The organism is Paucidesulfovibrio longus DSM 6739 (assembly GCF_000420485.1).
GTDB lineage: Bacteria > Desulfobacterota > Desulfovibrionia > Desulfovibrionales > Desulfovibrionaceae > Paucidesulfovibrio > Paucidesulfovibrio longus.
On record NZ_ATVA01000019.1, the window covers coordinates 89,800 to 112,950 of the forward strand.

At 60.6% G+C, this 23,151-nt stretch carries 25 protein-coding genes; 15 read left to right on the forward strand and 10 right to left on the reverse strand.

Annotation, left to right across the window (positions count from 1 at the left end):
• Positions 1–45: 45 nt before the first annotated feature.
• The 8 genes from G452_RS0116995 to dsrA form a co-directional block, all read right to left on the reverse strand.
• Complete coding sequence (locus G452_RS0116995) at positions 46–417, reverse strand: DUF4189 domain-containing protein (RefSeq protein ID WP_022663468.1); 372 nt, start codon at positions 415–417, stop codon at positions 46–48.
• Positions 414–791 carry a DUF4189 domain-containing protein gene (locus G452_RS0117000; protein ID WP_081650681.1) on the reverse strand — a complete coding sequence of 126 codons (378 nt, stop codon included), beginning with the start codon at positions 789–791 and terminating at the stop codon, positions 414–416. Before G452_RS0117000 ends, G452_RS0116995 begins: the two co-directional genes overlap by 4 nt.
• Positions 792–1,037: 246 nt before the next feature.
• Complete coding sequence (locus tag G452_RS21915) at positions 1,038–2,648, reverse strand: Gfo/Idh/MocA family oxidoreductase (protein WP_022663470.1); 1,611 nt, start codon at positions 2,646–2,648, stop codon at positions 1,038–1,040.
• A gap of 67 nt (positions 2,649–2,715) precedes the next feature.
• Positions 2,716–3,330, reverse strand: a complete 615-nt coding sequence (locus tag G452_RS0117010; protein WP_022663471.1) for a peptidylprolyl isomerase — start codon at positions 3,328–3,330, stop codon at positions 2,716–2,718.
• Entirely contained in the window at positions 3,327–4,751 is a 1,425-nt protein-coding gene (locus tag G452_RS0117015; RefSeq protein WP_027189366.1) for a cobyrinate a,c-diamide synthase, read from the reverse strand. Before G452_RS0117015 ends, G452_RS0117010 begins: the two co-directional genes overlap by 4 nt.
• A 93-nt stretch (positions 4,752–4,844) precedes the next feature.
• Positions 4,845–5,093 carry a dissimilatory sulfite reductase D family protein gene (locus G452_RS0117020; RefSeq protein ID WP_022663473.1) on the reverse strand — a complete coding sequence of 83 codons (249 nt, stop codon included), beginning with the start codon at positions 5,091–5,093 and terminating at the stop codon, positions 4,845–4,847.
• A gap of 71 nt (positions 5,094–5,164) precedes the next feature.
• Positions 5,165–6,310: a dissimilatory-type sulfite reductase subunit beta gene (dsrB, locus tag G452_RS0117025; RefSeq protein ID WP_022663474.1), complete on the reverse strand. Its 1,146-nt coding sequence runs from the start codon at positions 6,308–6,310 to the stop codon at positions 5,165–5,167.
• 15 nt (positions 6,311–6,325) lie between these two features.
• A complete protein-coding gene (gene dsrA, locus G452_RS0117030) occupies positions 6,326–7,645 on the reverse strand; it encodes a dissimilatory-type sulfite reductase subunit alpha (RefSeq protein ID WP_022663475.1) in 1,320 nt (439 codons plus the stop codon).
• Positions 7,646–8,024: 379 nt separating this feature from the next.
• On the opposite strand from dsrA, the gene G452_RS0117035 reads away from it, so the two are divergent.
• From G452_RS0117035 to G452_RS20210, 3 genes are all read left to right on the forward strand, one after another.
• A complete protein-coding gene (locus G452_RS0117035) occupies positions 8,025–8,696 on the forward strand; it encodes a YkgJ family cysteine cluster protein (RefSeq protein ID WP_022663476.1) in 672 nt (223 codons plus the stop codon).
• Between the two features lie 47 nt (positions 8,697–8,743).
• Positions 8,744–9,004 (forward strand): hypothetical protein, encoded by a 261-nt coding sequence (locus G452_RS0117040; protein ID WP_022663477.1) that lies wholly within the window; start codon positions 8,744–8,746, stop codon positions 9,002–9,004.
• Between the two features lie 191 nt (positions 9,005–9,195).
• Positions 9,196–9,498, forward strand: a complete 303-nt coding sequence (locus G452_RS20210; protein ID WP_051142095.1) for a phage regulatory CII family protein — start codon at positions 9,196–9,198, stop codon at positions 9,496–9,498.
• A gap of 12 nt (positions 9,499–9,510) precedes the next feature.
• Here the strand turns inward: G452_RS20210 and G452_RS0117050 are convergent, their stop codons facing one another.
• Positions 9,511–9,825, reverse strand: a complete 315-nt coding sequence (locus G452_RS0117050; protein WP_027189367.1) for a hypothetical protein — start codon at positions 9,823–9,825, stop codon at positions 9,511–9,513.
• A gap of 362 nt (positions 9,826–10,187) precedes the next feature.
• Here G452_RS0117050 and G452_RS0117055 point away from each other — a divergent pair, with 362 nt between their 5' ends.
• Both G452_RS0117055 and G452_RS0117060 read left to right on the forward strand, forming a co-directional pair.
• On the forward strand, positions 10,188–10,583 hold the full coding sequence (locus G452_RS0117055) for an Rv0361 family membrane protein (protein ID WP_022663478.1): 396 nt from the start codon (positions 10,188–10,190) through the stop codon (positions 10,581–10,583).
• A 118-nt stretch (positions 10,584–10,701) separates the two neighbouring features.
• Positions 10,702–11,796: a hypothetical protein gene (locus G452_RS0117060; RefSeq protein ID WP_022663479.1), complete on the forward strand. Its 1,095-nt coding sequence runs from the start codon at positions 10,702–10,704 to the stop codon at positions 11,794–11,796.
• A 15-nt stretch (positions 11,797–11,811) separates the two neighbouring features.
• On the opposite strand, the gene G452_RS0117065 is transcribed toward G452_RS0117060, so the two are convergent.
• On the reverse strand, positions 11,812–14,001 hold the full coding sequence (locus tag G452_RS0117065) for an STT3 domain-containing protein (protein WP_022663480.1): 2,190 nt from the start codon (positions 13,999–14,001) through the stop codon (positions 11,812–11,814).
• Between the two features lie 175 nt (positions 14,002–14,176).
• On the opposite strand from G452_RS0117065, the gene G452_RS0117070 reads away from it, so the two are divergent.
• The 10 genes from G452_RS0117070 to G452_RS0117115 all read left to right on the forward strand — a co-directional run bounded on the left by G452_RS0117070 (position 14,177) and on the right by G452_RS0117115 (position 23,089).
• Complete coding sequence (locus G452_RS0117070; RefSeq protein WP_022663481.1) at positions 14,177–14,701, forward strand: winged helix-turn-helix domain-containing protein; 525 nt, start codon at positions 14,177–14,179, stop codon at positions 14,699–14,701.
• Between the two features lie 63 nt (positions 14,702–14,764).
• Complete coding sequence (locus tag G452_RS20215) at positions 14,765–15,781, forward strand: radical SAM protein (protein WP_022663482.1); 1,017 nt, start codon at positions 14,765–14,767, stop codon at positions 15,779–15,781.
• Complete coding sequence (locus G452_RS0117080) at positions 15,778–16,920, forward strand: hypothetical protein (protein ID WP_022663483.1); 1,143 nt, start codon at positions 15,778–15,780, stop codon at positions 16,918–16,920. Before G452_RS20215 ends, G452_RS0117080 begins: the two co-directional genes overlap by 4 nt.
• A complete protein-coding gene (locus G452_RS0117085) occupies positions 16,920–17,441 on the forward strand; it encodes an acyltransferase (protein WP_027189368.1) in 522 nt (173 codons plus the stop codon). The genes G452_RS0117080 and G452_RS0117085 overlap by 1 nt, the downstream gene beginning before the upstream one ends.
• A 3-nt stretch (positions 17,442–17,444) precedes the next feature.
• Positions 17,445–19,331 (forward strand): asparagine synthase (glutamine-hydrolyzing), encoded by a 1,887-nt coding sequence (gene asnB, locus G452_RS0117090; protein WP_027189369.1) that lies wholly within the window; start codon positions 17,445–17,447, stop codon positions 19,329–19,331.
• Positions 19,328–20,188 carry an NAD-dependent epimerase/dehydratase family protein gene (locus G452_RS0117095; protein WP_022663484.1) on the forward strand — a complete coding sequence of 287 codons (861 nt, stop codon included), beginning with the start codon at positions 19,328–19,330 and terminating at the stop codon, positions 20,186–20,188. The genes asnB and G452_RS0117095 overlap by 4 nt, the downstream gene beginning before the upstream one ends.
• A 14-nt stretch (positions 20,189–20,202) precedes the next feature.
• Positions 20,203–20,964, forward strand: a complete 762-nt coding sequence (locus G452_RS21710; RefSeq protein ID WP_162141323.1) for a polysaccharide deacetylase family protein — start codon at positions 20,203–20,205, stop codon at positions 20,962–20,964.
• Positions 20,918–21,961, forward strand: a complete 1,044-nt coding sequence (locus G452_RS21250) for a sulfotransferase (protein WP_162141324.1) — start codon at positions 20,918–20,920, stop codon at positions 21,959–21,961. The genes G452_RS21710 and G452_RS21250 overlap by 47 nt, the downstream gene beginning before the upstream one ends.
• Positions 21,958–22,647, forward strand: a complete 690-nt coding sequence (locus G452_RS0117110) for a WbqC family protein (RefSeq protein ID WP_081650684.1) — start codon at positions 21,958–21,960, stop codon at positions 22,645–22,647. Before G452_RS21250 ends, G452_RS0117110 begins: the two co-directional genes overlap by 4 nt.
• 4 nt (positions 22,648–22,651) lie before the next feature.
• Positions 22,652–23,089, forward strand: coding sequence for a hypothetical protein (locus G452_RS0117115; RefSeq protein WP_022663488.1), 438 nt, complete (start codon positions 22,652–22,654; stop codon positions 23,087–23,089).
• The last annotated feature ends 62 nt before the right edge of the window (positions 23,090–23,151 follow it).

Sequence of the window (23,151 nt, forward strand, 5' to 3'; positions counted from 1 at the left end):
GAAATCCCGACGGGGCGTTTTTTTGACGAGGATGCCCGCGAGTTATTACCGCGCGCACTCCATGGACACGAAGTGGCAATCCGCGTGTCCCGCGTCGGTGCAGCGCTTCATGGCGTCGCGCACCACGGCCTTGGGTTCCGGCCCCCAGGCCACGGACACGGACTCCTGCGAGTCCACCAGAGCGATGCACTGGCCCGATTCCACGACCTCGGCCTCCTGGCGGCAGAAGTCCGTGCCGCCGCAGGCGCGCACAGCCGCACTGATCGCCTCATTCTTGGTCTGCCCCCTGCCGTAGTATGCCATCCAATTTTCGTTGGAAACCGTTCCGGACAGATACTCCCCGGCCAGACAGGACGAAGCCGCGACTGCGAGCAGACACAGGCTCAGCATGCAGAGGAAAAGGTGCTTGCTCTTCATCGACGACACTCCAGGCTGATGATCCGGCAGTTGCTGCTCTGGTCGCGGCATTCCTTCAGGGCCACGTCAATGGCTTCCGAGTAGTCCGGCCTGCTGGCCCAGCCGAGCCAGTCCGGCGAATCCGCAATGGCGAAGCAGATGGGCGTGGCTGCGCTTTCGACCTGATCGATGCAGGTCTGCGAACCGCCGCAGGCGCGTATGGCCGCTTTTTCGGCCGCCTTGGCCGTAGAGCCTTCACCATAGACCGGCAACCAGTCCGTTTCGGACACGGTGAAGGCAAAAAAACTCTCTGCTCCTGCGGGGCTTGGCAAAAGCAACCCGCAACAGAGCAGCATTGCGCCCAGCGCAGGCGCGATAAACCGAAATGATTTCATTCTCCCTCCTGTTGAATCAAGTCCAATACTCCGAGTCAGATTGCCAGAAACAACACTCCAGGTCTATGTAAAATCCATACATAACATAAGGATCATGTATTCCACTTGCGTTGCGCGACTGCATCGGGAATGTTGATTGGATGGCTTCCGGCACTGCATCGCGCGAAACAAAAAAGCCCCGGATCAAGAGATCCGGGGCTTGCAGCATGCGATTCGCCTCGTTTGCGGGCGAGGTACGAACTCCTGTCAGGAAAGCGGGCTCAGGCCGTCCTCGTCCTTGCGATATACGGTTCCGCAGACGCCGCAGCGCAGGCTTTCCGGCAATTTCTCGCCGCAGGAGCACATCCAGCCCGTGCGCCGCGCCGGGTTGCCCATGAGCAGGGCATGGGCGGGCACGTCGCGGGTGACCACGGCCCCGGCGCCCACAAAGGCGTAGCGCCCGATGGTGATGCCGCAGACGATGGTCGAGTTCGCGCCCAGGGTCGCGCCCTTGCGCACCAGGGTCGAGCGGATCTCGTTCTTGCGGGGAATATGCGAGCGGGGATTGAAGACGTTGGTGAAGACCATGCTCGGCCCGCAGAAGACCTCGTCCTCCAGGGTCACGCCCGGATAGACCGAGACGTTGTTCTGGATTTTGCAGCCGTCGCCCACGACCACGTCCGGGCCGATGACCACGTTTTGCCCCACATTGCAGCGTTCGCCGATGCGCGAGCCCTTGATGATGTGGGAAAAATGCCAGATGCGCGTGCCCTTGCCGATTTCCACGCCTTCGTCCACCTCGGCGGTCTGATGCGCGAAGTAGCCGCCGTCCGGCTTGGCCGGGGCAGCCGGCTTGGGCGCGGCGGGCGCGGCCAGGAGCCTGTCGGCCTCCGGCTGAAGTTCGAGGCTGCGCTGGGCGCGGTTGAGCACCTCGAGCACGCGCAGGCCCTCCTCGCCGTCGGTGACGGGGCGCTTGTTCTCGCGGATGCACTCCAGAAAGTGCTCGCACTCCCGGCGCAACGGCTCGGATTCCGGCAGATCGACCCGCACGGGGTTGGCCTTGCACGGCGTGGGCACGTTGTCCTTCCAGTCGATGCAGTGCGGATAGAGCTGGAGCTTCTCGGCCCAGGGCAGGGTGTCGTCGAACACGGCCATCTGCTTCTCGCCCACCACCACCAGCCGCTGCTCCTTGAAGGGGTGCAGCCAGGAGACGAAGATGTGGGCCTTGATCCCGGACGGGAACGAGAGATGCGTGGTGGTCACGTCCGCGATGCGGCTGTGCAGCCAGGAGCCGCCCTCGGCCTTGACCGCATCGGGCATCTCCCCGGTCAGGGCCAGGATCATGGAGATGTCGTGGGGGGCGAAGGACCAGAGGATGTTCTCCTCCCGGCGGATTTTCCCCAGGTTGAGACGGTTGGAATAGATGTAGTTGATCTTGCCCAGTTCGCCGCCGCGCACGAGCCGCTTCAGTTCCTGGAAGGCGGGATGGTAGTGCAGCAGGTGGCCGACCATCAGGCAAAGGCCCTTCTCGCGGGCCAGGGCGATCAGTTCGCGGCCTTCGTCCTCGTCGAGCACGAACGGCTTTTCCACGTAGACATGCTTGCCCGCCAGGAGCACCTCGCGAACGATGTCGAAATGGGACGGGGCCGGGGTGGAGATGACCACGCCGCGCACCGCGTCGTCGCCGAGCACGTCGGTCAGGGACGAACAGGTCCGCACGCCGGGGTACTGCTCCTGGAACAGCTTGAGCACGGCCTCGTTGCTGTCGCAGATGCTGCGCAGGGAACCGAGGGCGTGATGGTTGCGGACCAGGTTCTTGCCCCAATAGCCGGAGCCGATCACCGCTATGCAGGGCTCATAGGCTTTCTTTTCGCTCATCATTTATCCTTGCCGGCGGAAAACACGCCGGAACAGATCGATTTTGTCATGTTGTGGAAAGCGGACGCTACTCCAGGACGGTGACGCGCTTGATGACGATGGGCGTCACGGGCACGTTGGCGAACGGCGGGCGGCCCTGCGGGCGCACCGGAGTGGTCCGGATCTTTTCGACCACGTTCTTGCCCGCGTAGACCTCGCCGAACACGCAGTAGCCCCAGCCGTCCTGGGTCTTGGAGCGGAAGTTCAAGGGGTTGTTGTCGTTCACGTTGATGAAGAATTCGGCCGTGGCGGAATGGGGTTCCATGGTCCGGGCCATGGCCACGGTGTAGGTCCGGTTCTTCAGTCCGTTGTCCGCCTCGTTGACGATGGGCGGGAACTCCGCGCGCTTCGGACGAAGATTCTCGTCGAAGCCGCCGGCCTGGATCATGAAGTTGCTGATGACCCTGTGGAAAATGGTGCCTTCGTAATGGCCGGACCTGGCGTAGCGCAGAAAGTTCTCCACGGTCTTCGGAGCCTTGTCGGGCCAGAGTTCCAGCACGATGTTTCCGGCGGTGGTCATGATGTTCACGCGCACCGGCTTGGCCGGGTCGGCGGCGGGTGCGTCCTGGGCCTGGGAAAGCGCGGGCAGGGACAAAAAGGCCGCGACAGCGAGGCAAAGCAGCGGCGTGAGGATTCGTTTCATTCGTCTTCTCCTGAGGTTTGCAGCATGTAGGCGCGCGCGGCGCGAACGAAATTGGGAGCCCATTGCGGCGTGCCCAAAGCGAAAATATGGTTGTAGCCCGCATGGGTTCGCTGACTGCGCAGCCCGTCGCGTCCATCGAGCATGCCGTTGCCGCGCAGCATGCGCAGCGCGAAACGCAGGCTCTCCGCGCCGCCCGGGCGGACGCAGCGCGAGTAGTGGAATTCATGTCCCCGCACGATGTCGCCGACCTCGAAGAATGGCGTTTGCTCCCGCACTTCGGCCTCGGTGTAGCCCAGGCCCTGGGGACGCTCGCAAAAGCCCGTTTCCAGGGGGAACACCCCGGCCATGGGCCAGGAGCGGCCCTCGTATTCGAGCCGCTCGCAAAGATACATGAACCCGCCGCACTCGGCATAAACCGGGAGCCCCGCGAAGACAAGTCCGCGCACGGCCTCCCGCCGCGCCTGGTTGGCGGCCAGCCGTTCGGCCAGGGTCTCCGGGAAGCCGCCTCCGAGATAGAGCCCGTGCAGCTCCGGCCAGGGCGCGTCGTCGAGCAGGCTGAGGCGCACGAGCCGGGCTCCGGCGCGTTCCAGGGCCTCGAGGTTTTCCGGGTAGTAGAACCAAAGCGCGGCATCGTGCACGTAGCCGATAGCGGGCTTGGGGCCGGGCTCCGGCCGGGGCCAGATGTCCACGTCCGGCCTTGGCAGGACAGGGGCGGAGCCTGCTTCGTCGCGCAGGCGCTCCAGGTCGAGGCAATCGGCCATGGTCCGGCCGAGCTCGCCCAGGGCCGCGTCGCTGTCGCCGTCCAGCTCGCGGTCGGACCAGAGGCCCATGTGCCGTTCTGGAATGGGGTTCTGCTTGAGCTTGGGCAGCGCGCCCAGCACGGTCACGTCCGTGTATTCCTCGATGGCCCGGCGGAGCAGGCTGCGGTGGCGTTCCCCGGCGGTGCGGTTGAGGATGACCCCGGCCAGGGCGATGTCCGGCTCGAAGGAGGCGCAGCCCTGGACGATGGCGGCCACTGTGCGGGTCATCTTGGTGCAGTCGATCACCAGGGCCACGGGCGCGCGCAGGGTTCGGGCCAGTTCCGCCGTCGAGCAGGAGCCGGTCACGTCCTTGCCGTCGAACAGCCCCCTGTTGCCCTCCACGAGGCTGATATCCGCTCCCTGGGCCTTTTCCAGAAACAGCGCGGCGAGCGGGTCGCGCTCCATCAGGCCGGGATCGAGATTGGTGCAGGGATTGCGGGCGGCTAGGCCGAGCCAGGTCGCATCGATGTAATCAGGCCCCTTCTTGAAAGGCTTGACGCGGAGCCCGGCGTCGGCCCAGGCGCGGGCGAGGCCGAGACTGACGATGGTCTTGCCCGCCCCGCCGGAAAGGCCGGCCAGGACGAGTCTCGGAAATACGGTGCGTTCGGTGTTCGGCGTCAAAAGGCAGCCTCGAAGCTGGGGAGCCATGGAACAGGAAAAGCCTTGCCCAGAGGTATGGACAAGGCCCTTGTGACACGACGGGAACGGGTGAGGCTAGCCTTCACCCTCACCGGCGGTCTGTTTGCCCTCGCCGGCCAGACCGTACATGGTGGTGCTGCCGGAGGACCAGAAGATCATCACGCCGTCGTTGACCAGAGCGGTCAGGACTTTCTTGACGTCGCGGGCCTTCTCGTCCGGGAAGAGCTTCGTAAAATCGTTGAAGTAGAACTTCGACTTGCTGCTGGACTTGGAATGGATGAAGTCGATGATCTGTTCTTTAGCGGTGGCCAAATCGAGCGCCATAGCCCTCTCCTTTGTTGTTGTAGGGCGCGGAGCTTTGTGGGCTCCGCGCCCTTAATTTCAGCCAGTCAGTCCTAGAACTTGAACTGGGTGGTCTGGCGCCAGGTGTAGTAGGCGGGATCGCGGAAGTCGTCGATCAGGTGCTCGGAGAACTCCAGATCGCACTTCTCGAAGAAGCGCTCCCAACCGATACGGGTGGCCCAGTCGCCGAGGCGCTCGTACTTGCGGGCGTCCGCGGAGTAGGCATCCAGGATCTTCTTGATGACCGCGGTCATCGTGGGCCAACGGGGCGGCTCGTTCGGGATGAACGGAACCACGACCTTGGAGAAGGCGGGCTTCGTGATGCGGTTGGAGATCTTGCCGCCAACCATCAGCGCGATGCCGTCACCCTCTTTGTCGGCCAGGGGCATGGCCGGGCACATGGTGTAGCAGTTGCCGCAGAACATGCAGCGCTCTTCCTTGACCGCGACGGTGTTGTACTTCTGACCGTCGATCTCGATCTTGGTCGGGCGGATGGCGCCGGTGGGGCAGGCAGCGACGGCCAGGGGCACTTCGCAGAGGTTGTCGAGGATCTTGTTGTCGATCATCGGCGGCTTGCGGTGGATGCCCAGGATGGCGATGTCGGAGCAGTGCACGGCGCCGCACATGTTCAGGCAGCAGGCCATGGAGATGCGCACCGGAGCGGGCAGACGCATGTTCTGGAACTCCTCGAACACCACGTCCATGGTAGCCTTGACGGTACCGGAGGCGTCGGTGGCGGGAGTGTGGCAGTGGACCCAGCCCTGGGTGTGCACGATGTTGGTCACGCCAGCACCGGTGCCGCCCACGGGGAACTTGTAGGATCCGCCCTCGAACTTCTGCGCGTTGAGGTACTTCTTGAGCTCAAGCGCTTTGTCCTTGGACTCGAGCATGAACTCAATGTTGTTGCGGGTGGTGAAACGCAGGTGGCCGTCGGCGAACTTGTCGGCAACGTCGCAGATCTCGCGGATGTGCGTGACCGTCATCAGACGGGCGCCGCCGCAGCGGACGGTGTAGACTTCATCACCGGACTCGGCCTTGTGCATGAGCACGCCGGGCTCGAGGATCTCGTGATAAAGCCATTTGCCGAAGTTCTTCTTGATGACCGGCGGCAGAAAATCCGTGAAGTGGCGCGGCCCGATGTCCGTGATACGGTTTTCCATCGGTTTCGCGGGATTGTATCCAGAAGAGATAAAAGCCATGTCTTTTCCTCCCTTTTACAGCTTGTGGCGTTTTCTGTAGTCGGAGATGTCGCGATCCCAGCCGCCTTCCACATCTTCGGCCTTCCAGAAGATGTAGGGGTTGGTGCGGGGTTCCTGCACCTGACGCGAATCGAAGGGGACACCGGCCGCTTCGATGATCTTGTTGAAGCCCATGCGTTTCATGGTTTCGCCAAGACGCTCGCGGTTCTTGCCTTCTTCCATCCACAGATCCCAGATGCCTTCGACGACGTCCTTGATCTCGCGGTACTCGTTGTCGGCATCGACCTTGACGAACGGGACGAGCAGGGAGCCCATCTGCGCACCGTCGAGGATCGGAGCCTTGGCGCCGACGAAGATGGAGGCGCCGCGATCGTTACCGATGCGCAGAGCCTGCGGCATGGTGTTGATGCAGTGCATGCAGCGGACGCATTCCTTGTCGTTGATGGCCAGCTTGCCACCCTCGTAGGACATGCACTCGGACGGGCACAGGTCGATGACTTCCTTCTGGATGTCGAACTTGCCCCAGTCGCGGCCCGCGTGGGCACCGGCGTTCGGGGCGATCTCGCCGCCGACGTAGCCGGCAACGGCCTTCTGGTCGATGCGGATCGCGTCGCGCCAGGTGCCGATGACGGAGAAGTCGGAACGGGCGATGGAGGCCACGCAGCCGTTCGGGCAGCCGTCGAACTTGAACTTGAACTTGTACGGGAAGGCCGGGCGGTGCAGCTCGTCCTGGTACTCGTTCGTCATGTCGTAGCAGAGGGCCTGGGTGTCGTAGCAGGCGAACTCGCAGCGGGACATGCCCATGCAGGTGGCCGGCGTACGCAGGTTGGAACCGGAACCGCCGAGGTCGGTGTTCAGGTTGTGGGTCAGTTCAAAGAAGATCTCTTCGAGCTGCGGGGTGGTGGTGCCGATGAACACGATGTCGCCGGTGGCGCCATGCATGTTGGTCAGACCGGAGCCGCGGAACTCCCAGAGGTCGCAGAGCTGACGGAGGAATTCGGTGGTGTAGAATTTGCCGGAGGGCTGGTTCACGCGCACGGTGTGGAAGTGGGCCACGCCGGGGAACATCTCAGGCTGGTCGCAGTAACGACCGATGACGCCGCCGCCGTAACCGAAAACGCCGACGATGCCGCCGTGCTTCCAGTGGGTCTCACCGTCTTTGTAGGAGAGCTCAAGCACGCCCAGCAGGTCGTCCGGGCAGTCGGCGGGGATCTGGAACTCGATCCCCTTCTCGTTCTTGGCTCTGCTGTCACACTCCTGCTTAATGTCGGACACAAAGCTGGGCCACGGGCCGCTTTCCAGCTGGTCCAACAAGGGGGTTTTGTGTTTCGCCATTCCCTTAACCTCCATAACGTTTGGATTAAGTTACTACCCTCATCACCGATAGCGCGTCCGGATGGGCCTCCCGCTTATGGGGCGGGGCGTCCGGGCATCTTTCCGTGCTATGACGAGAACGCCCGCAGGCCGATGGGCGTGCGGTCGCGCTCTGAAAACCTGTGACAAATAGCACAAGCTGCCAACACTTTTAAGGACATCGGGAGTTCTTTGTCAACCCAAAATCCCCGGAAACGCGGCGTCTCCGCTTATAATCAATCGCCGCCCCGGTCCTTTGCCCCCCCCTGTGACGGCCCTCTTGCCTTGGCGGCCACGGCAGGGTATCCCTCCCCCCTGCCGGGACCGGAATTTTCCGCAAACCTGACCGGCGGGAGAGCACATGATCGAACGCGAGACCACCACCGGCTGCCGCCGCTGCGGCATCTGCTGCGGCAAGGGCGGCCCCGCCCTGCACGACGAGGACGCCGGACTCGTGGGCGGCGTCCTGCCCATGGAAAAGCTGACCACCCTGCGGGTGGGCGAAATGGTCTATGACCAGCCCCTCGGCAAGGTCGTACCCCTGGTCGAGGAGATCATCAAGATCCGTTCGGCCCCGGATTCCGCGACCTGCATATTCTTCGACGAGAAAAACCGGGCCTGCGGCATCTACGAGAACAGGCCCGTGGAATGCCGCGCCCAGCTCTGCGAGAACGACGAACGGCTCAAGGCCGTCTACGACAAGGAGCGCATCGGCCGCCGCGACCTGCTGCCGGAGGGGCACCCCCTGCTGGAGCTGATCGAGGACCACGACGAGCGCTGCTCCCCCCGCCGCCTGACCAGCCTGGCGCGACGCATCGCCGAAGGCGACAAGGACGCGCTCGAAGCGGTGGGCGCACTTCTCGCCTACGATGCCGAGCTTCGCAAGGCCATTTCGGAAAAGTCCGGAATCAGCCCGGACGCCTTGGAATTTCTGCTCGGACGCTCCCTGGACAAGGTTCTCGCCGGAATCGGCCTTGAGGTCCGGCGCGAGGACGGGCGCACCGTGCTGCGCAGACGCCCGGTGCGGATCTAGCCCGCGCCGGGACGAAGCCACAAAACCGACAGGAACGAGGAACGACCATGAAGGACGATCTGGGACTTTACTATCTTCCGTCCATGCAGGACACGACCACGCGCATGTACGTGCGCGAGGTAGACGGCCAGGTCCAGTTCCGGCTTTGGAACGCCGCGCATCCCGAAGTCTGGGAGCGCCACGAGTGGCTGCCCTTCGACGTCATCGAAGCCGCCTCCGAACTCTATCGCGAGCGCAGCCCGGACCGCAATCCGCTGGCTCTCTACGACCTGGCCATCGCCAAGCGGCTGATCAAGGACGGCAAGTAGCCGCCGCAGGCCGGGCGAAATCCGCGCCCAGGCAGCGCCAAAAAAGACGCATTTCGCGTCTTTTTTCGCGTTCGGGCGCAGACTCAACCTGCGGCGACCGCCGCAGGGCTTGAGAATACGCCCAGGCACGCTTCTTGATTAGCATTGATATTCCGACTCCCGGCTGAGGCAAACCGGAAGGAGTGTATGTCATGCACGCTTACGATCTTACCCGCATCATCCAGCAGAGCATTCTTGAAGGCGGAAAGCCGGCCAAGGTCATCGCAGAGGAAATCGGGAAGCCTTATTCCACCATGCTTCGCGAAGCCAATCCCTTTGACACGACGGCCAAGGTCGGTGTGGAAACCCTCATGGATCTGATGAAAGCGACCGGCAACCTGGCGCCGCTGCGCTACATGGCTGCGAAATTCGGGTACGACCTTGTGCGGAAGACGGAAACCGCCACGGAGGACGTGTTCTCCGGTGCGGGAAACGGCTATTCCGTGAATGCCTGAGCCGAAGCTCCGTCACTGGCGACGGGGCTGATCGACCGCCCGGCTCTCTTGGGAGCCGGGCTTTTTTTGCGCCTCGCGCCCCTGCCCGCCGCTCTCCGGCTGCTGCTCCATGACGCGCGCGCCCGTGCCCAAGGTGCCGCGGATGATCACCTCCCCGGCCGCCTGCGGCTTGCCGGAGCCGCCGCCAGCGTCCTTGGACGGACGCTGCTCCGCCGCATCGGCCTGCCCGCCCTCGTTCTGCTCCGCCACGTCCTGCTCCGCCACGTATTGCCGCGCGCCGATGGCCCGCGCTGTCAGGGACGTTCCCGGCAGGACGCACGAAAGCATAACGGACAGCAGCAGGATTCGGCATATCCGCCCCAAAAAGCGCCCGGCAGGACAGGGGCCGAAAGGAGCGTGCCGCCCTGTCCCGCCGGATTCGACACCGGTCATATTCCGTTCCACCCTTGCTGCGCGTTGAATCATGCGAAGATGATAGCAACCCACGTGCCACGAGCAACACGCTAAAATAAAAGAGTTAATTCCACCCCTTGCTTTTCTCTCGCGCAGAAATTGCGCTCCGGGGGCAAAAGACGGCCTCCCGAACCTGCGACTCCGCTTGACGTATCGTATACGCAAAGCTAGGAAACCAAGTGATGCGACCATTCGTGGGATTCTCCCACCCAACCGGAACAACGAGGTGACGTGATATGTTGCGCAAAGCCTTCAACCTGGCTGCGGTCCTTTTTCTTTTCAGCGCCCTTCTCGTGGGATGCGGCGGCCCCGGCCCTGAAAAGGCCGCGCAAAGCGCGTTGGAGGCCACTGTCAGCGGCGACTTCAAGACGGCGTCCGACAATTTCTGCAAGAAGATGCTCGACGAGATGCCTCCCCAGGAGCTCATCGACGAGATCGCCAAGGAACTCAAGCAGTACGAATTCGACTTTTCCGGGCTGAAGTACGAGGTCGTCGAGGAAAAAGGCGACAGCGCCACGGTCCACGTGAGCGGCACCATCAAGGCCAAGGGACCGGACGACGAAAAGACCGACGACATGGACGAGAAGATCTCCATGGTCAAGGAAGACGGACAATGGAAGGTCTGCGAATAAGCGCGGCCCGATGCTTTCTCAGGGGCGGGGTTTCCCGCCCCTTTTTCGTGCTCGCGGCCCAGGGCGGGCGCGCGGCTGACCCGATCATTTCCGCAGCCTCGCTTCCCGGCCTGCGCCCATGAAATCCCTGTTCGCCGACATCGCGGCCATTGCCTTCGGCCTGTTCCTGACCCTCCTCCTGCTGGAAGGCGCCCTGCGTCTGCTGCCCGTCAACGAGGGGCTGCACACCCAGCCCGTGAACGCGGACTCGCCCGTCTATCATTTCGAACCGAACCGCGATTCGGTCTGGTCGCGGGGGCCGGACTTCGCCCTGGTCAACCGCGTGCACACCAACAACTGCGGATTCGTCAACGACCTCGACTATCTTCCGGACGCCCCGACCCCGCTGGCCGCCGTCATCGGAGACAGCTACGTCGAAGCGGTCATGGTCCCCTCCAAGGAAACGCTTCAGGCCAGACTGGCCTCGGACCTGCAAGGACGCGGCCGGGTTTACAGCTTCGCGGCCTCCGGCGCGCCGCTGTCCCAGTATCTCGCCTACGCTCGCTACGCCTGTTCGACCTTTCATGCGGACAAGCTCATCTTCGTGGTGGTGGGCAACGACTTCGACGAATCCCTTTTCCGCTATGCGCAAATGCCCGGCTTCCACTATTTCAGTGAACGGAACGGAAAGCTGGAGCTGGTCCGCAGGGACTACGAGCCTTCCTGGACGACGCGGCTGGCGCGCCATTCCCGACTGGCCCTCTACCTGCTGACCAACGCGCGGGTGCAGGACGTTCCCGCGCGGGTGCTCGGCCTGTTCGGCTCCGGACGGGACGAGCGGTATGTCGGCCAGACCTCGGCCAGGATCGATGCCGAGCGGCTGCGCCTTTCGCGCATGGCCGTGGATGAATTTCTGCGCCTGCTTCCGCAGGAGACGGGCCTGCCCGCCGGGCGGATGCTCTTCGTCGTGGACGGCGTGCGGCCCCGGCTCTACGATCCGGCTTACGCCCCCCAAACCGACGACAGCTACTTCGCGCAAATGCGCCGCGAGTTCATGGTCAAGGCGCGGCGTCTCGGTTTTGGCGTGATCGACATGCAGCCGCTCTTCCGGGCGGAACACGCGCTCACGGGCGGTCGTTTTGAATTCGCGCAGGATGCGCACTGGAACGGCGCGGGCCACGAACTCGCGGCCCGCGCCGTGCGGCAAAGCGGATTTCTGGACGATCTCCGCTGAGAGGCGGATTCCCTTCTATTTGACCCGATAAATGCGCACGTGGGGCGAGCCCTCGACCACCAGCTGGAAATGCTCGCTGATGGCGGGATCATCCGGATTGCCCACGAGCAGGCGCACCAGGGTGCTGCTGTAAAGGGATTCGTCCATGAGGTAGGTGTCCTGCTGCCCCTTGTTCACGACCAGATGCGGCGCGCCGAGGTTCTGCAGGAAATCGTGGTGCTTGTAGTCGCCGCCGTCGAGCACGTCCACGCTGCTCACGGGGATCGGCGGCCTGCCGTCGGCGGGCACGAGCAAGCCCCGGCGCGGGTCGAGCTGAAAGGCCGTGGTCACGCGCTGGCTGCGATACCCTTCCGGCGCGGCTCCCGTGTCCAGCCGCCAGGAGCCGAAAAAGCTGATCCACTTGGTAATGCGCATGTCCGCCCAGGGCACCACGAGATATTGCGGCTTGTCCGGCGCGGGCACGTCCTCGGTGCGCAGGCTCTCGACCTGCGCCCGCGCCGCCTGCGCGCCCATGGCGTCCCATTCCCCGGAGGGATCGCCGCCGTGCAGGGCGGCGTACTTGATGATTCCTGCGGACTGCCGGAGCGAATCCGAAACCAGGGCCAGAGCCGTGGGGTAAATGTAGCGCCCGGCGTGCTGGCCGCCGTCCGAGGGGGTCATGCGCCCGGCGTAGAACTGGGTCGCGTAGCCGTAGTCCCACCAGGTCCAGACGGTGCTTCCTTCCGGGGCTCTCTCGCCCAGGGCCACCAGGGCCTCGCCGTGCGGCTTGTCGATGACCGGGGTCAGCGGCAGGGACTTGTACTGGAAGGCAAGGCCCGCGACGATGGCCAGGCCGATGGCGATCTGCGAGGCAGGGACGTACCAGGCGCGCAGATTTTTTGCCCGCACCAGGCGCTCCATGCCCCAAGCCAGCGGCACGGCCAGGCCGATGGCCACCGCGGGACCGCCGAACATGGTGAAGCGCACGCCGAGCTTCCAGCCCGCGAGGCCCAGGCCGAGCAGCGGCAGGAGCAGCACGGCCGCGGGGCGGCGCAATACCACCCAGATCAGGCCGATGATTCCGAAGGGAGCCAGCCAGCTGAACGGGCCGAGCCGCATGAAAATGGCGGCGAGCCCGACGTTTTCGGCCTCGATGATGCTCTGGGCCACGGCCGGATACGTGGGCGGGGTCACTCCGGCCACTCCCGCTGCCACGCCGTCCGCCACGGGCTTGAAGTAGGGGGCGAGCTGGGACCAGATCAGATCCAGCGGGCCGAGAACAAAATTGCCCAGCAAAGCGACCAAGCACAGGACTGCCGCGCCTACGGGAAGAGAAATCACACGCCGTCGCGGGGCTGCGGGCAAAAGCCCCACTCCCAGGGCGAGCACCAAGGCAAAAAGCGGGGCAAAGCCGGCGAGCGCCCTGCTCAGCCCGGTTCCTTCCCGTCCCCACAGCGCGGCCATGCCGAACAGTGCGATCTGCCACAAAGCCGCGCCGCGCGCGCCGCGCACACCGCCGACAATCGCCAGGGCCGCGGCAAGCCAGGCGATGACTACATAGTAAGAAAAAATATCCTGGTGGAACCACCATCCGCATCGCGCGAGCATGCCGAATCCCACTGCGGCGAGTGCGTCGCGAAGTCCCCAGGCAGCAGGCTCCTGCTCCACGGTCCGCCAAGACGGACGGATATATTTGCGCAGCAGGAGGGCCAACAGAAACCCCGCCAAAAGCGGCATGAGCAGGGTCATGAGGTCTGTATCGTAATAACCGAGCCTCGTACGGCGGTAAAATCCGGGCGCCAACCCCGAAAGCAGGCCCGCCAACCACGCGCCATTGCGCCCGCCAAGCAGCCATCCCCACAGCGCCCCCACAGCCCCCACCAGCCCGGCCAGCAATACCGGACCGAAAAAGGCGGCGTTGACGAGATTTCCGCCGAAGAGGACGGAAACACCACGCAAAAGAATATGCATTTCCGAGTTGTAGGTTCCGCGGACACCGCTCGCGGCAGCCAGCCAGTAATAGGTGTCGTGCGTGCCCATGATATGGCCGTCGTTCACGAAAAGACCGGGATGCCCCCACGCGGAGAGGTCGATCATCCGCAAGAGGAAGTTGACGAGCCAGGCGAGCAGACAGGCCGCCAGAAGGGTTTTCCAGTCAACGCGCAGACCCAGTCGGGGCGTATCGGCATCGTTTGCGCCGAATATGCGGTTCACTACCGAGATCATCACGTAACCTCACGATGGGCTTGATCGGTGCTTTTTTTCAAGCTGCCTCAGTACACGCTTGGTGCTGGAAAAGCAACTTGAGCAAGGGCGGAGGCTGGTTATGCCGCCGAAACGCAGTCAGATTCAATGCCAATCCCACTTGCTTATCGTTCAATTTTTCTGTACGAACTTGGTCATGCTTACCGAGCTGTTCACATCGAAAACGCGCATCAAGCTCTTGATGAAGCTTTTCCTCAACCCGCAAGTCTCCTGCTATCTGCGCGAACTGGCGGGCGAGTTCGATGTATCGCCGAACGCCATCAAAGGCGAGCTGGACAGCCTGACCAGCGCCGGGTACCTCGAACGGGAGCAAAATGGCCGATCCGTCTTTTTCCGGGCCAACCCCCGCCATCCTTTCTTCCCGGAAATCAGCTCCATCGTGCGCAAGACCTTCGGCATCGACCAGCTCATGGACGAGATCATGGCCAGCCTGGGGAAGGTGGAGGAAGTCTACATCCTGGACGACTACGCCCAGGGCAGGGACTCCGGCATCATCGACGTGCTGCTCGTGGGGGACGTGAACCGCGACAAGCTCGAAGACCTGCGCCGCATCACCGAGCAGAAGATCAACCGCAAGGTCCGCCCTCTGGCCATCACCGCGCGGGAGTTTGACGAAGCCCGCGATATTTTCATGAAACGCCCTCATTGGAAGGTTGTCTGACATGGCAGCAGATTCGCCACGGACGGCAGGGCAGAGGTCCGAATTCGCAGCCGAGGCAAGCAGATGAACGCAACCGGAACACCTTTTTCCGTCGACGCTGGCGCCTTCCCTGTCCGGGTGACGCTGGAATTGACCAACATCTGCAACCTCAGTTGCACCTTCTGCCCGCGCAAGCTGATGGAACGCTCGCGCGGCTTCATGGACGTCGCGTTGGCCAAACGGCTCATCGACGAGATGAGCGAACATGATTGCCATGCGCTCGTACCCTTTTTCCGGGGAGAGAGCCTGCTGCACCCGGAATGGGAAGAAATCCTGCGCCACGCCCGCCAACGGCTCTCCGGAGAACTCCAGTTCACTTCCAACGCGGCGCTTTTGACGACGGAAGCGGCAGACAGACTTCTGGCGCTGGGCATCGACTTCATCTCCTTCTCGCTTGATACGCTTGAACCGGCGCTCTACAACGCCTCCAGAAAAGGTGGCGACCTGGAAAAAGCCATGCGCAACGTGCGGCATTTCATTGCCCGGCGTGATCAGCTCGACGCGCCGACCCTTGTCCAGATATCCTCCGTCCAGACGAAGGCCCACCGTCCCGGCATGGACCGCTTCATCGACTACTGGACCGACCGGGCCGACCGCGTCCGGGTGTACACGGAGCACAGCTCGGACGGGAACCCCGGAAGCATCGGCGAAGAACTGCCGAACTTCGAAGAGCGTAAGCCCTGCAGAAAGCCCTTCACCGACATCGCGGTCTATTGGAACGGCACCGTTGCTGTCTGCAACCACGACTGGACAAGGCTTGTGGACGGCTCTCCGCTTGGTGACGCTTCCAAATCAGACATCCACGACATCTGGACCTCGGCAGCCTACCAACGGCTTCGCGAAAAGCATCTCGACGGCAACCTTGAAGACTGCCCCCCCTGCACGCATTGCGACCACTGGAAGATGTACTACATGGAGGAAGGATTCTTGGGGCGTACCTATCTGCGAAAGGCACGACGAAACGCAGCCGATGCAAACCCGGGCTCTGTCGGTTCTGCGTATCCCCTTGCGGACGATGAGCCTTCGCCCTCGCATCCATGAACCGCCGAAGAATCATTCTCTCTTTTCTTGGCGCCCTTCTCCTGGCCGCGGCTTTCGCCTTCGGGCTTGCCTCGGCGGCCTACAACACGCCGTTGTTTCGGGCCATCGTGGAAATCAAGCGGTCCATCCTGCCCGAAGATTTTGGCACGCGCTCCTGGGCCGAAGGGGCCAGTAACCCGCAACAAATCGTGCTTCCGTTGCTCTTCGACGAGCCTTTGCCTGCCGTGCCCTTGCTCCTGGCACCTGTTCGATCCATGGACGACCTTGCCGCCCGCATTGACGAAATGCGCCTCGTCACATCCGAGTCCTTCCTGGACGGTCCGTCGTTGCGGATTGAGGACGCGGAGGCTCTTGCCGACGATGTCCTTCGGTTGCGGTTCCGCTGCGACGGCCGCCCCCATGAGGCATATGCATACCATCTCCCCCCGACCGGCGGCGCAAGCCGAGGCGGCGTGCTGATCATTCCGGGAAGCGGCGACGACCAGGCCTGGGAAATCCGAAGAGGGAACGGGTACCACGGTGACGTGGCGAGCTATCTCCGACAGTGGTTCGACGTCTACGTGCTCATCAAGCCGAACCATGGTGCGCGGGCCATCCACGATGGGGTGAAGCGCTACTCACGGTATGTTTTCGTGCCCGGCCTGCTGAACGACGGCTACCCATACAGCGCCACGCACATCACCGAAGCCATGGCCTTCCTTCAATTGATCCGGGCGCATCATCCTTTGGTCGGTTGCGTCGGCCTCTCCCAAGGCGGGGAAGCGACATTGATCGCCACGCTGCTCTCCCACCCCGACTTTGCCGTGGTGGCCTCGGGATACAGCACTCTTTTACGCCGGATGCCCCTCGACAACATCGGCCAGATCATCATCCCCGACCTCTGGAACAAGCTGCTCGCGCCGGAACGCGTCCGGGCCATTCTGCTCCAAGGGAAAACCCGTATGCTCTTCTCCTGGGGCAAGCAGGAAGGCTACCCCTACGGAAGCGAATGTCTGACGCATGCATCGCAGAATGCGCTGCGACTCGACGGGGATCCGCGCATCACCTTCACCTACCATGAAGGCGAACATGTTTTCCCGTTCTCAGAAATGACTCCGTTCCTCCAAGGCGTTATCGCCGCTCGGGACAAGGGGGAATAATGCGAAACTTGAAGGCCTCGGATCGTCTCTTCTTTGTTGTTCAGGCCTGGCTGAAGTACCTCTCGTTCTCGTGGGCCGCCCGCTTGCGCGGTCGCCTCTACTCCCGGTTCTGCAAAGCCGCGGGGCGCAACCTGACCATCCACGATGGAGTGACGATCAAGCATCCGGGGGGAATTACCTTCGGCGACAACGTGACGTTGAATACCGGCTGCTTCCTTGGAGGCGGCGGCGGGTTGACCATCGGGAGCGACGTCATGATCGGGGCTGGCAGCAAGATCGTCACATCAGCCCACACTCACGACAAAACGGACATTCCCATGCGCGAGCAGGGCCTGGAATGGAAGCCCGTGCATGTGGAGGACGACGTATGGTTCGGGTTCGACGTTGTCGTCCTCCCCGGCGTACGCATAGGAAGGGGCTCCATCCTCGGAGCCGCAAGCGTGGTCACGCGGGATGTGCCCCCCTACAGCGTTGTCGCGGGCAACCCCGGCCGGGTTCTGCGGCAGCGTACGGAGCGATAGATTATGTGCGGAATTTGCGGCGTCCTGAACTTCTCCGGTTCCCCGGTCCTCCGCGAACAGCTGGAGGCGATGAATGCGGTCCTGGCACATCGGGGACCGGATGGTGAGGGTGTCTTCACTGATGGTCCCCTGGGGCTGGCCCACCGCCGACTGGCGATTCTGGACCTGAGCAGCGCGGGACAACAGCCCATGCTGACCGAGGATGGACGTCTCGCGATCTCGTACAATGGCGAAGTCTACAATTTCCGCGAACTACGTCATCAACTGGAAGGGCTCGGCCACGTTTTCCGCTCCGAATGCGACACCGAGGTGGTGCTGAACTCTTATGTCCAATGGGGGGCAAAGGCTGTTGAGCGCTTCAACGGCATGTTCGCTCTCGCCATTTACGACAGGAGGGAGCGGAAGCTCTTCCTCGCCCGTGACAGGTACGGCATCAAGCCGTTGTATTACGCATTTCAGAACGGCACATTTTTCTTCGCGTCGGAACAAAAGGCGATTTTACACTATCCTGGATTTGCCCGTCGCGTGGACAGCGAAGCTGTGCTCGAATATTTCACCTTTCAAAACCTCTTTTCCGACAGAACCTTCCTCCAGGGAGTCCGACTCTTTCCAGCGGGCCACCACGCCACGCTCGATTGCGCACACCCAACAGACAAATTGCCTTTTCGGCAATATTGGGACTTCCACTTCCGGGAGCCCGAACACCCCCTCGACGAGAACGAATACGTTGAGGAAGCCGACAGGCTCTTCAGGCAGGCAGTTCGACGCCAGCTCGTGAGCGACGTGGAGGTGGGAGCTTTTCTCTCCGGAGGCATCGACTCCGGCTCCATCGTGGCCGAGGCTTCCAAGCATACACGGGACTTCAAGACCTTTACCTGCGGCTTTGATCTCCACTCCGCGTCGGGACTGGAACTGGCTTTTGACGAAAGGGAGCGGGCCGAGCAGCTCTCCTACCTCTTCAAAACCCGGCACTATGAGATGGTGCTCAAGGCGGGGGACATGGAAGCCTGCCTGCCGCAATTGGTTCGGCATCTCGAAGAGCCTCGGGTGGGCCAAAGCTACCCGAACTATTACGCCGCCCACCTTGCCAGCAAATTCTGTACGGTGGTCCTGGCCGGCACGGGCGGGGATGAGCTTTTTGCCGGGTATCCATGGCGATATCCACGAAACGCGGCAACACAGACTTTCGACGAATACGTCGACAGCTACTACCTGTTCTGGCAGCGGTTGATCCCCAATTCGCTCATCAAGAAAGTTTTTCGACCGGTCTGGGGCTCCGTTGAACATGTCTGGACACGAGATATCTTCCGCGACGTTTTCCCGAAGCATCTCGCCCCGCCACAAAGCCCGCAGGACTTCATCAACCATTCGCTCTACTTCGAATGCAAGACCTTCCTGCACGGCCTGCTCGTGGTCGAGGACAAGCTGACCATGGCGCACGGCCTTGAGGCTCGTGTCCCCTTCCTGGATAACGACCTTGTGGACTTCGCCATGCAGGTTCCTGTGGCCTGCAAGCTCAAGCACATCAACAGCGTTCAACGCATCGACGAGAACGAGCCGGGCAGTTCCATGCGCAAGAACACGTTTGGCAAGCAGGACGGCAAGATCATCCTGCGCAAATGTCTTCAGCGGCATGTGCCGGACGATATGCTCAAGGCTGCGAAACAGGGCTTTTCCGGCCCCGATGCGACATGGTTCAAGGGAGAGAGTATTGACTTTGTTCGCAACGTCATCTTCAATGACCACTCCCGCTTGTTTGAGTATCTTGACCGTCAGGCTGTACGCGACCTTGTCCGAGAGCACCTGGACGGAAAACAGAATCGACGCCTGCTGATCTGGTCGCTCCTCAACTTCGAGCAATGGCTGAACGAATTCATGGAGGCTGCATGAAGGCTCTCGTCACTGGCGCGAACGGCTATGTCGGACGGCACTTGACGGCCCTGCTGGCCGAACTTGGACACGAAGTCCACGCTGTGGTGCGTTCGCACCCCGAACGCCTTCCCTCCGGAGTCGTGCCCGTGGTCGCCGACCTCTCCCAAACAGGTTGGACCGATGCTCTCCCCGACAAAGCAGAGGCGGTGATCCACCTCGCGCAGTCCATGCAATATCGAGAATTTCCCGCCGGTGCCGAGGACATGTTCGCCATCAACGTCCGCTCCACCTTCGAACTGCTGGAATGGGCTCGCATCCGGAAGGCGGATGACTTTATTTTCGCTGGAACCGGCAGCGTCTACCCGTTGCGCCCCGAACCGCAGGGAGAGTCCACGCCATGCGAGCCGCCCAACTTTTATGCGGTCAGCAAGTTCAGCGCGGAAAAAATGGTGCTGCAGTACAGTCCTTCTTTCCGTCCTCGAGTCTTCCGCATCTTCTCGGTTTACGGTCCGGGCCAGGAAAACATGTTGCTCCCCCGCCTTGCCCGAAGCGTAAAATTGGGGAACCCCATCACCCTGGCGGGCGGAGTGGGGCTTCGGCTTTCGCCCATTCATGTCCATGACGTCTGCCGGATTCTTGCTGAAACACCCGGACGAGACGACCTGCCCGGAATTCTCAATCTCGCCGGGCCGGAATGCCTGAGCATTCGGGAACTGAGCTTGGAATTGGGCCGCTGCCTCGAAACAGAACCGGTCTTCGAGGAAACGCAGGACACTCCTTCCGCCATCTGCGGAGACGTTTCCACTCTGCTGCGGCACTTTCCGGATTTGCACCTGCGCCGTTTCGCCGACTATGCCCACGAGGTGCGCCCATGACCCGGACGGCCTCGATGCGACCCGCCGACTTCACAACGCAAGAATTCCACCGACTGCTGCGGCTGGCCGGGGAACGCTATGCCTTCCATACTTTCACGGACTGTCCGAGGGACGGAGAATTTCTCATCTGGCGACACGACATCGACCTTTCCCCGCAGCGCGCGCTCCGACTCGCACGGATTGAGCGGGAGGAAAGCGTCCGGGCGATCTATTTCATCAATCCCCACAGCGAATTCTACAACCTGCTCGATCAGCACTGCACCGCCGCCGTTAGGGAAATCGCCTCTCTCGGCCACGAACTGGGAGTCCACTTCGATTCCTGCTACTTCGGCGACCCCCGCGAGGACTTTGAGGAGGTGCTCGCCCGCGAGAAGCGGATGCTTGAGGATATCTTCCGCGTGGAGATGGGCAGTTTCTCGTTCCACTATACCACCCCGTTTTCGCAGACCTTCACCGGGGAAAGCTACGCGGGGATGGTCAACGCGGCCTCGGACTATTTTCGCAACGAGGTGACGTATTGCTCCGATTCCAACGGACTCTGGCGCTACGATCGCCTGGAGGACGTGCTGCTCAAGGGCGGACACGAACGGCTCCAGGTGCTTACGCACCCAGGGCTCTGGCAGGATGAGCCCATGCCGCCGGCTGATCGCTACCGCCGGTGCGTTTACGGCCGCGCGGACGCCACATGGAAATGGATCAACGACTTCCTGCAGTCCTGCGGAAGAGAATTTGGCGTTCAGGGATGCAGTGAAACCAATAAAAGTAAATCAATGTGATATGATGAAAATACAACAATCCATCATGGAAGAAAACGAGCGAAGGGTTCAATTCAAAAACAACATTGAACACATTGAATTTCTTGAAAAACTAAACGATGCTGTCTCCGGACTTAACGAACGTCTCAAAAACAGTGAAAATATGGAATCCAGTAAGCATGTCTGCCTCATGGTCTTTGGACTTTACAGAAGCGGGACATCACTGACGTACCAACTTCTTGCAAATTGTCTGAACGTCATTTTTCCCAACAACATTTCCGCAAGATTCTGGAAGAATCCCAATGTAGGTTTTAAACTGGCCAGCATCATAACGAGTGAAAAATACGTTACAGAATACACGCCATGCTTCGGCAAGTTCCCAAACGCGGAAGGAGTTCATGAATATAGCTATTTTTGGAGCGACATTTTGCATATGGGAGACCATGAGAACCAATTTACAGAACGACCGTTTAGCCCAGATCAATCAAAAAAGTTAAGAGAAACATTATTTTCCCTGATGAATGCTCACGACAAGCCACTTCTGTTCAAGAATATCCTGGGAGTCCCTCATATGGATCAGATAGACGCGACCCTCGACAAGACACTCTGGATATATGTACAGCGCGACTTCACGGACACTGCGATTTCCCAATACAATTCCAGAATCGAATATTACGGCACACCTGACTCCTGGTGGGGACTGTATCCGCCTAACTTTGAGGAGATTCGCCACCTATCTCCCGAGGAACAAATAGCCCACTCAATGAAACGTATTTCGGAGATTTATGGGAAAAAGATTGAGGGAAAGGACAATGTCATTGTTTTGCGATACAAGGATGTCTGCAATAACCCTACAATGACCATCGAGCAAGTCAGAATGGCATTGAAACGGCTGTACGACTATAGCATTGATGTTAGAAATGGGATACCGGAAAGATTCACAGCCAAGGAGTACGCTCTGGACACGGACATAAACCAACGCATAGCAAAGGCCGTCAAGGCTATCTGTCACAAATGACAATCTACGCAGCCCATCAGCCAAACTTTTTGCCGTGGTTCGGCTATTTTTACAAAATCACACATTGCGATGTGTTTGTGTTTTTGGATGACGTCCAATTTTCATCAGGATCCTACATTAACAGAGTTAAAATGCTTTTCGGAAAACAACCAAAGTGGGCGACGGCCAGCATACGCAAACGCCAATCCCACACGACACAGCTAAACCAAATGTTCTACTCGAATTCTGACTGGGAGCAATTGCTGCTCCGCAGGTTTGAACACAATTACAGAAACTGCGCTCATGGTCGTGTCGCGACATCTATCTTGGAGAGCATCATGTTGCACAAGGAACGCAATGTTTCCAAATTTAATACGTATGCCATCCATATCATTTGTAAAGAACTCGGTATCGACATGCCCGAGTTTGTGCTTTCGTCCAGCCTCAGCGTTCAATCGCAGAGCACTCAACGGCTTTGCGATATCGGGAAAGCGATAGGAGGAAACTCATATCTTAGTGGAAACGGAGCTTCCGCTTATCAGGAGAATGCTCTTTTTGCCGCCCACAACATCCAGGTTTGCTATTCTCAAATGCAACACCCGACGTACCCTCAAATTGCCGATGGAGAATTCTATCCGGGCATGTCAATTCTGGACACTATCGCCAATATAGGCTTGGAAACAACAAAAAAACTCCTCATGGGCTAACTCGATGGAAAAGCTGCTTCAGTATATCAACAACGTACGCCCCCTTACGTCTCTCAAGGCGCTGGACACATTTTCTCGAGCCGGAGAGTGGGCTACCTATCGCTTCGCTTCCATGGTCAAGACGCTGGAATGCTGGGAATATGATTCTCAACACATCGAGCGACTCAAGCGCAACTTCCCGAACGCGATAGTACGGCAGGTTGATTCTATTCAACAGATGCAGCAGCACTCTCAGAGGTACGATTTTGTTTTCATTGACAACCCTCAAGGGCTTTACTGCGACAACAAGTATTGTGAGCACTTCGAGATTTTAGGTCATATTCACAGGGTTGTCACTGATCACTGTTTTGTGATTTTCAACTGCAACAACAAACCATATGTCAACCCTGAAAAACCTATTGAATATTACAACAAATGGATAGAACGACGCAACATATTTTAGCATACCGATTCGAGATCTATTAATATAGATTTTTTTGACATATTTTATTCGATTTTTTTTAA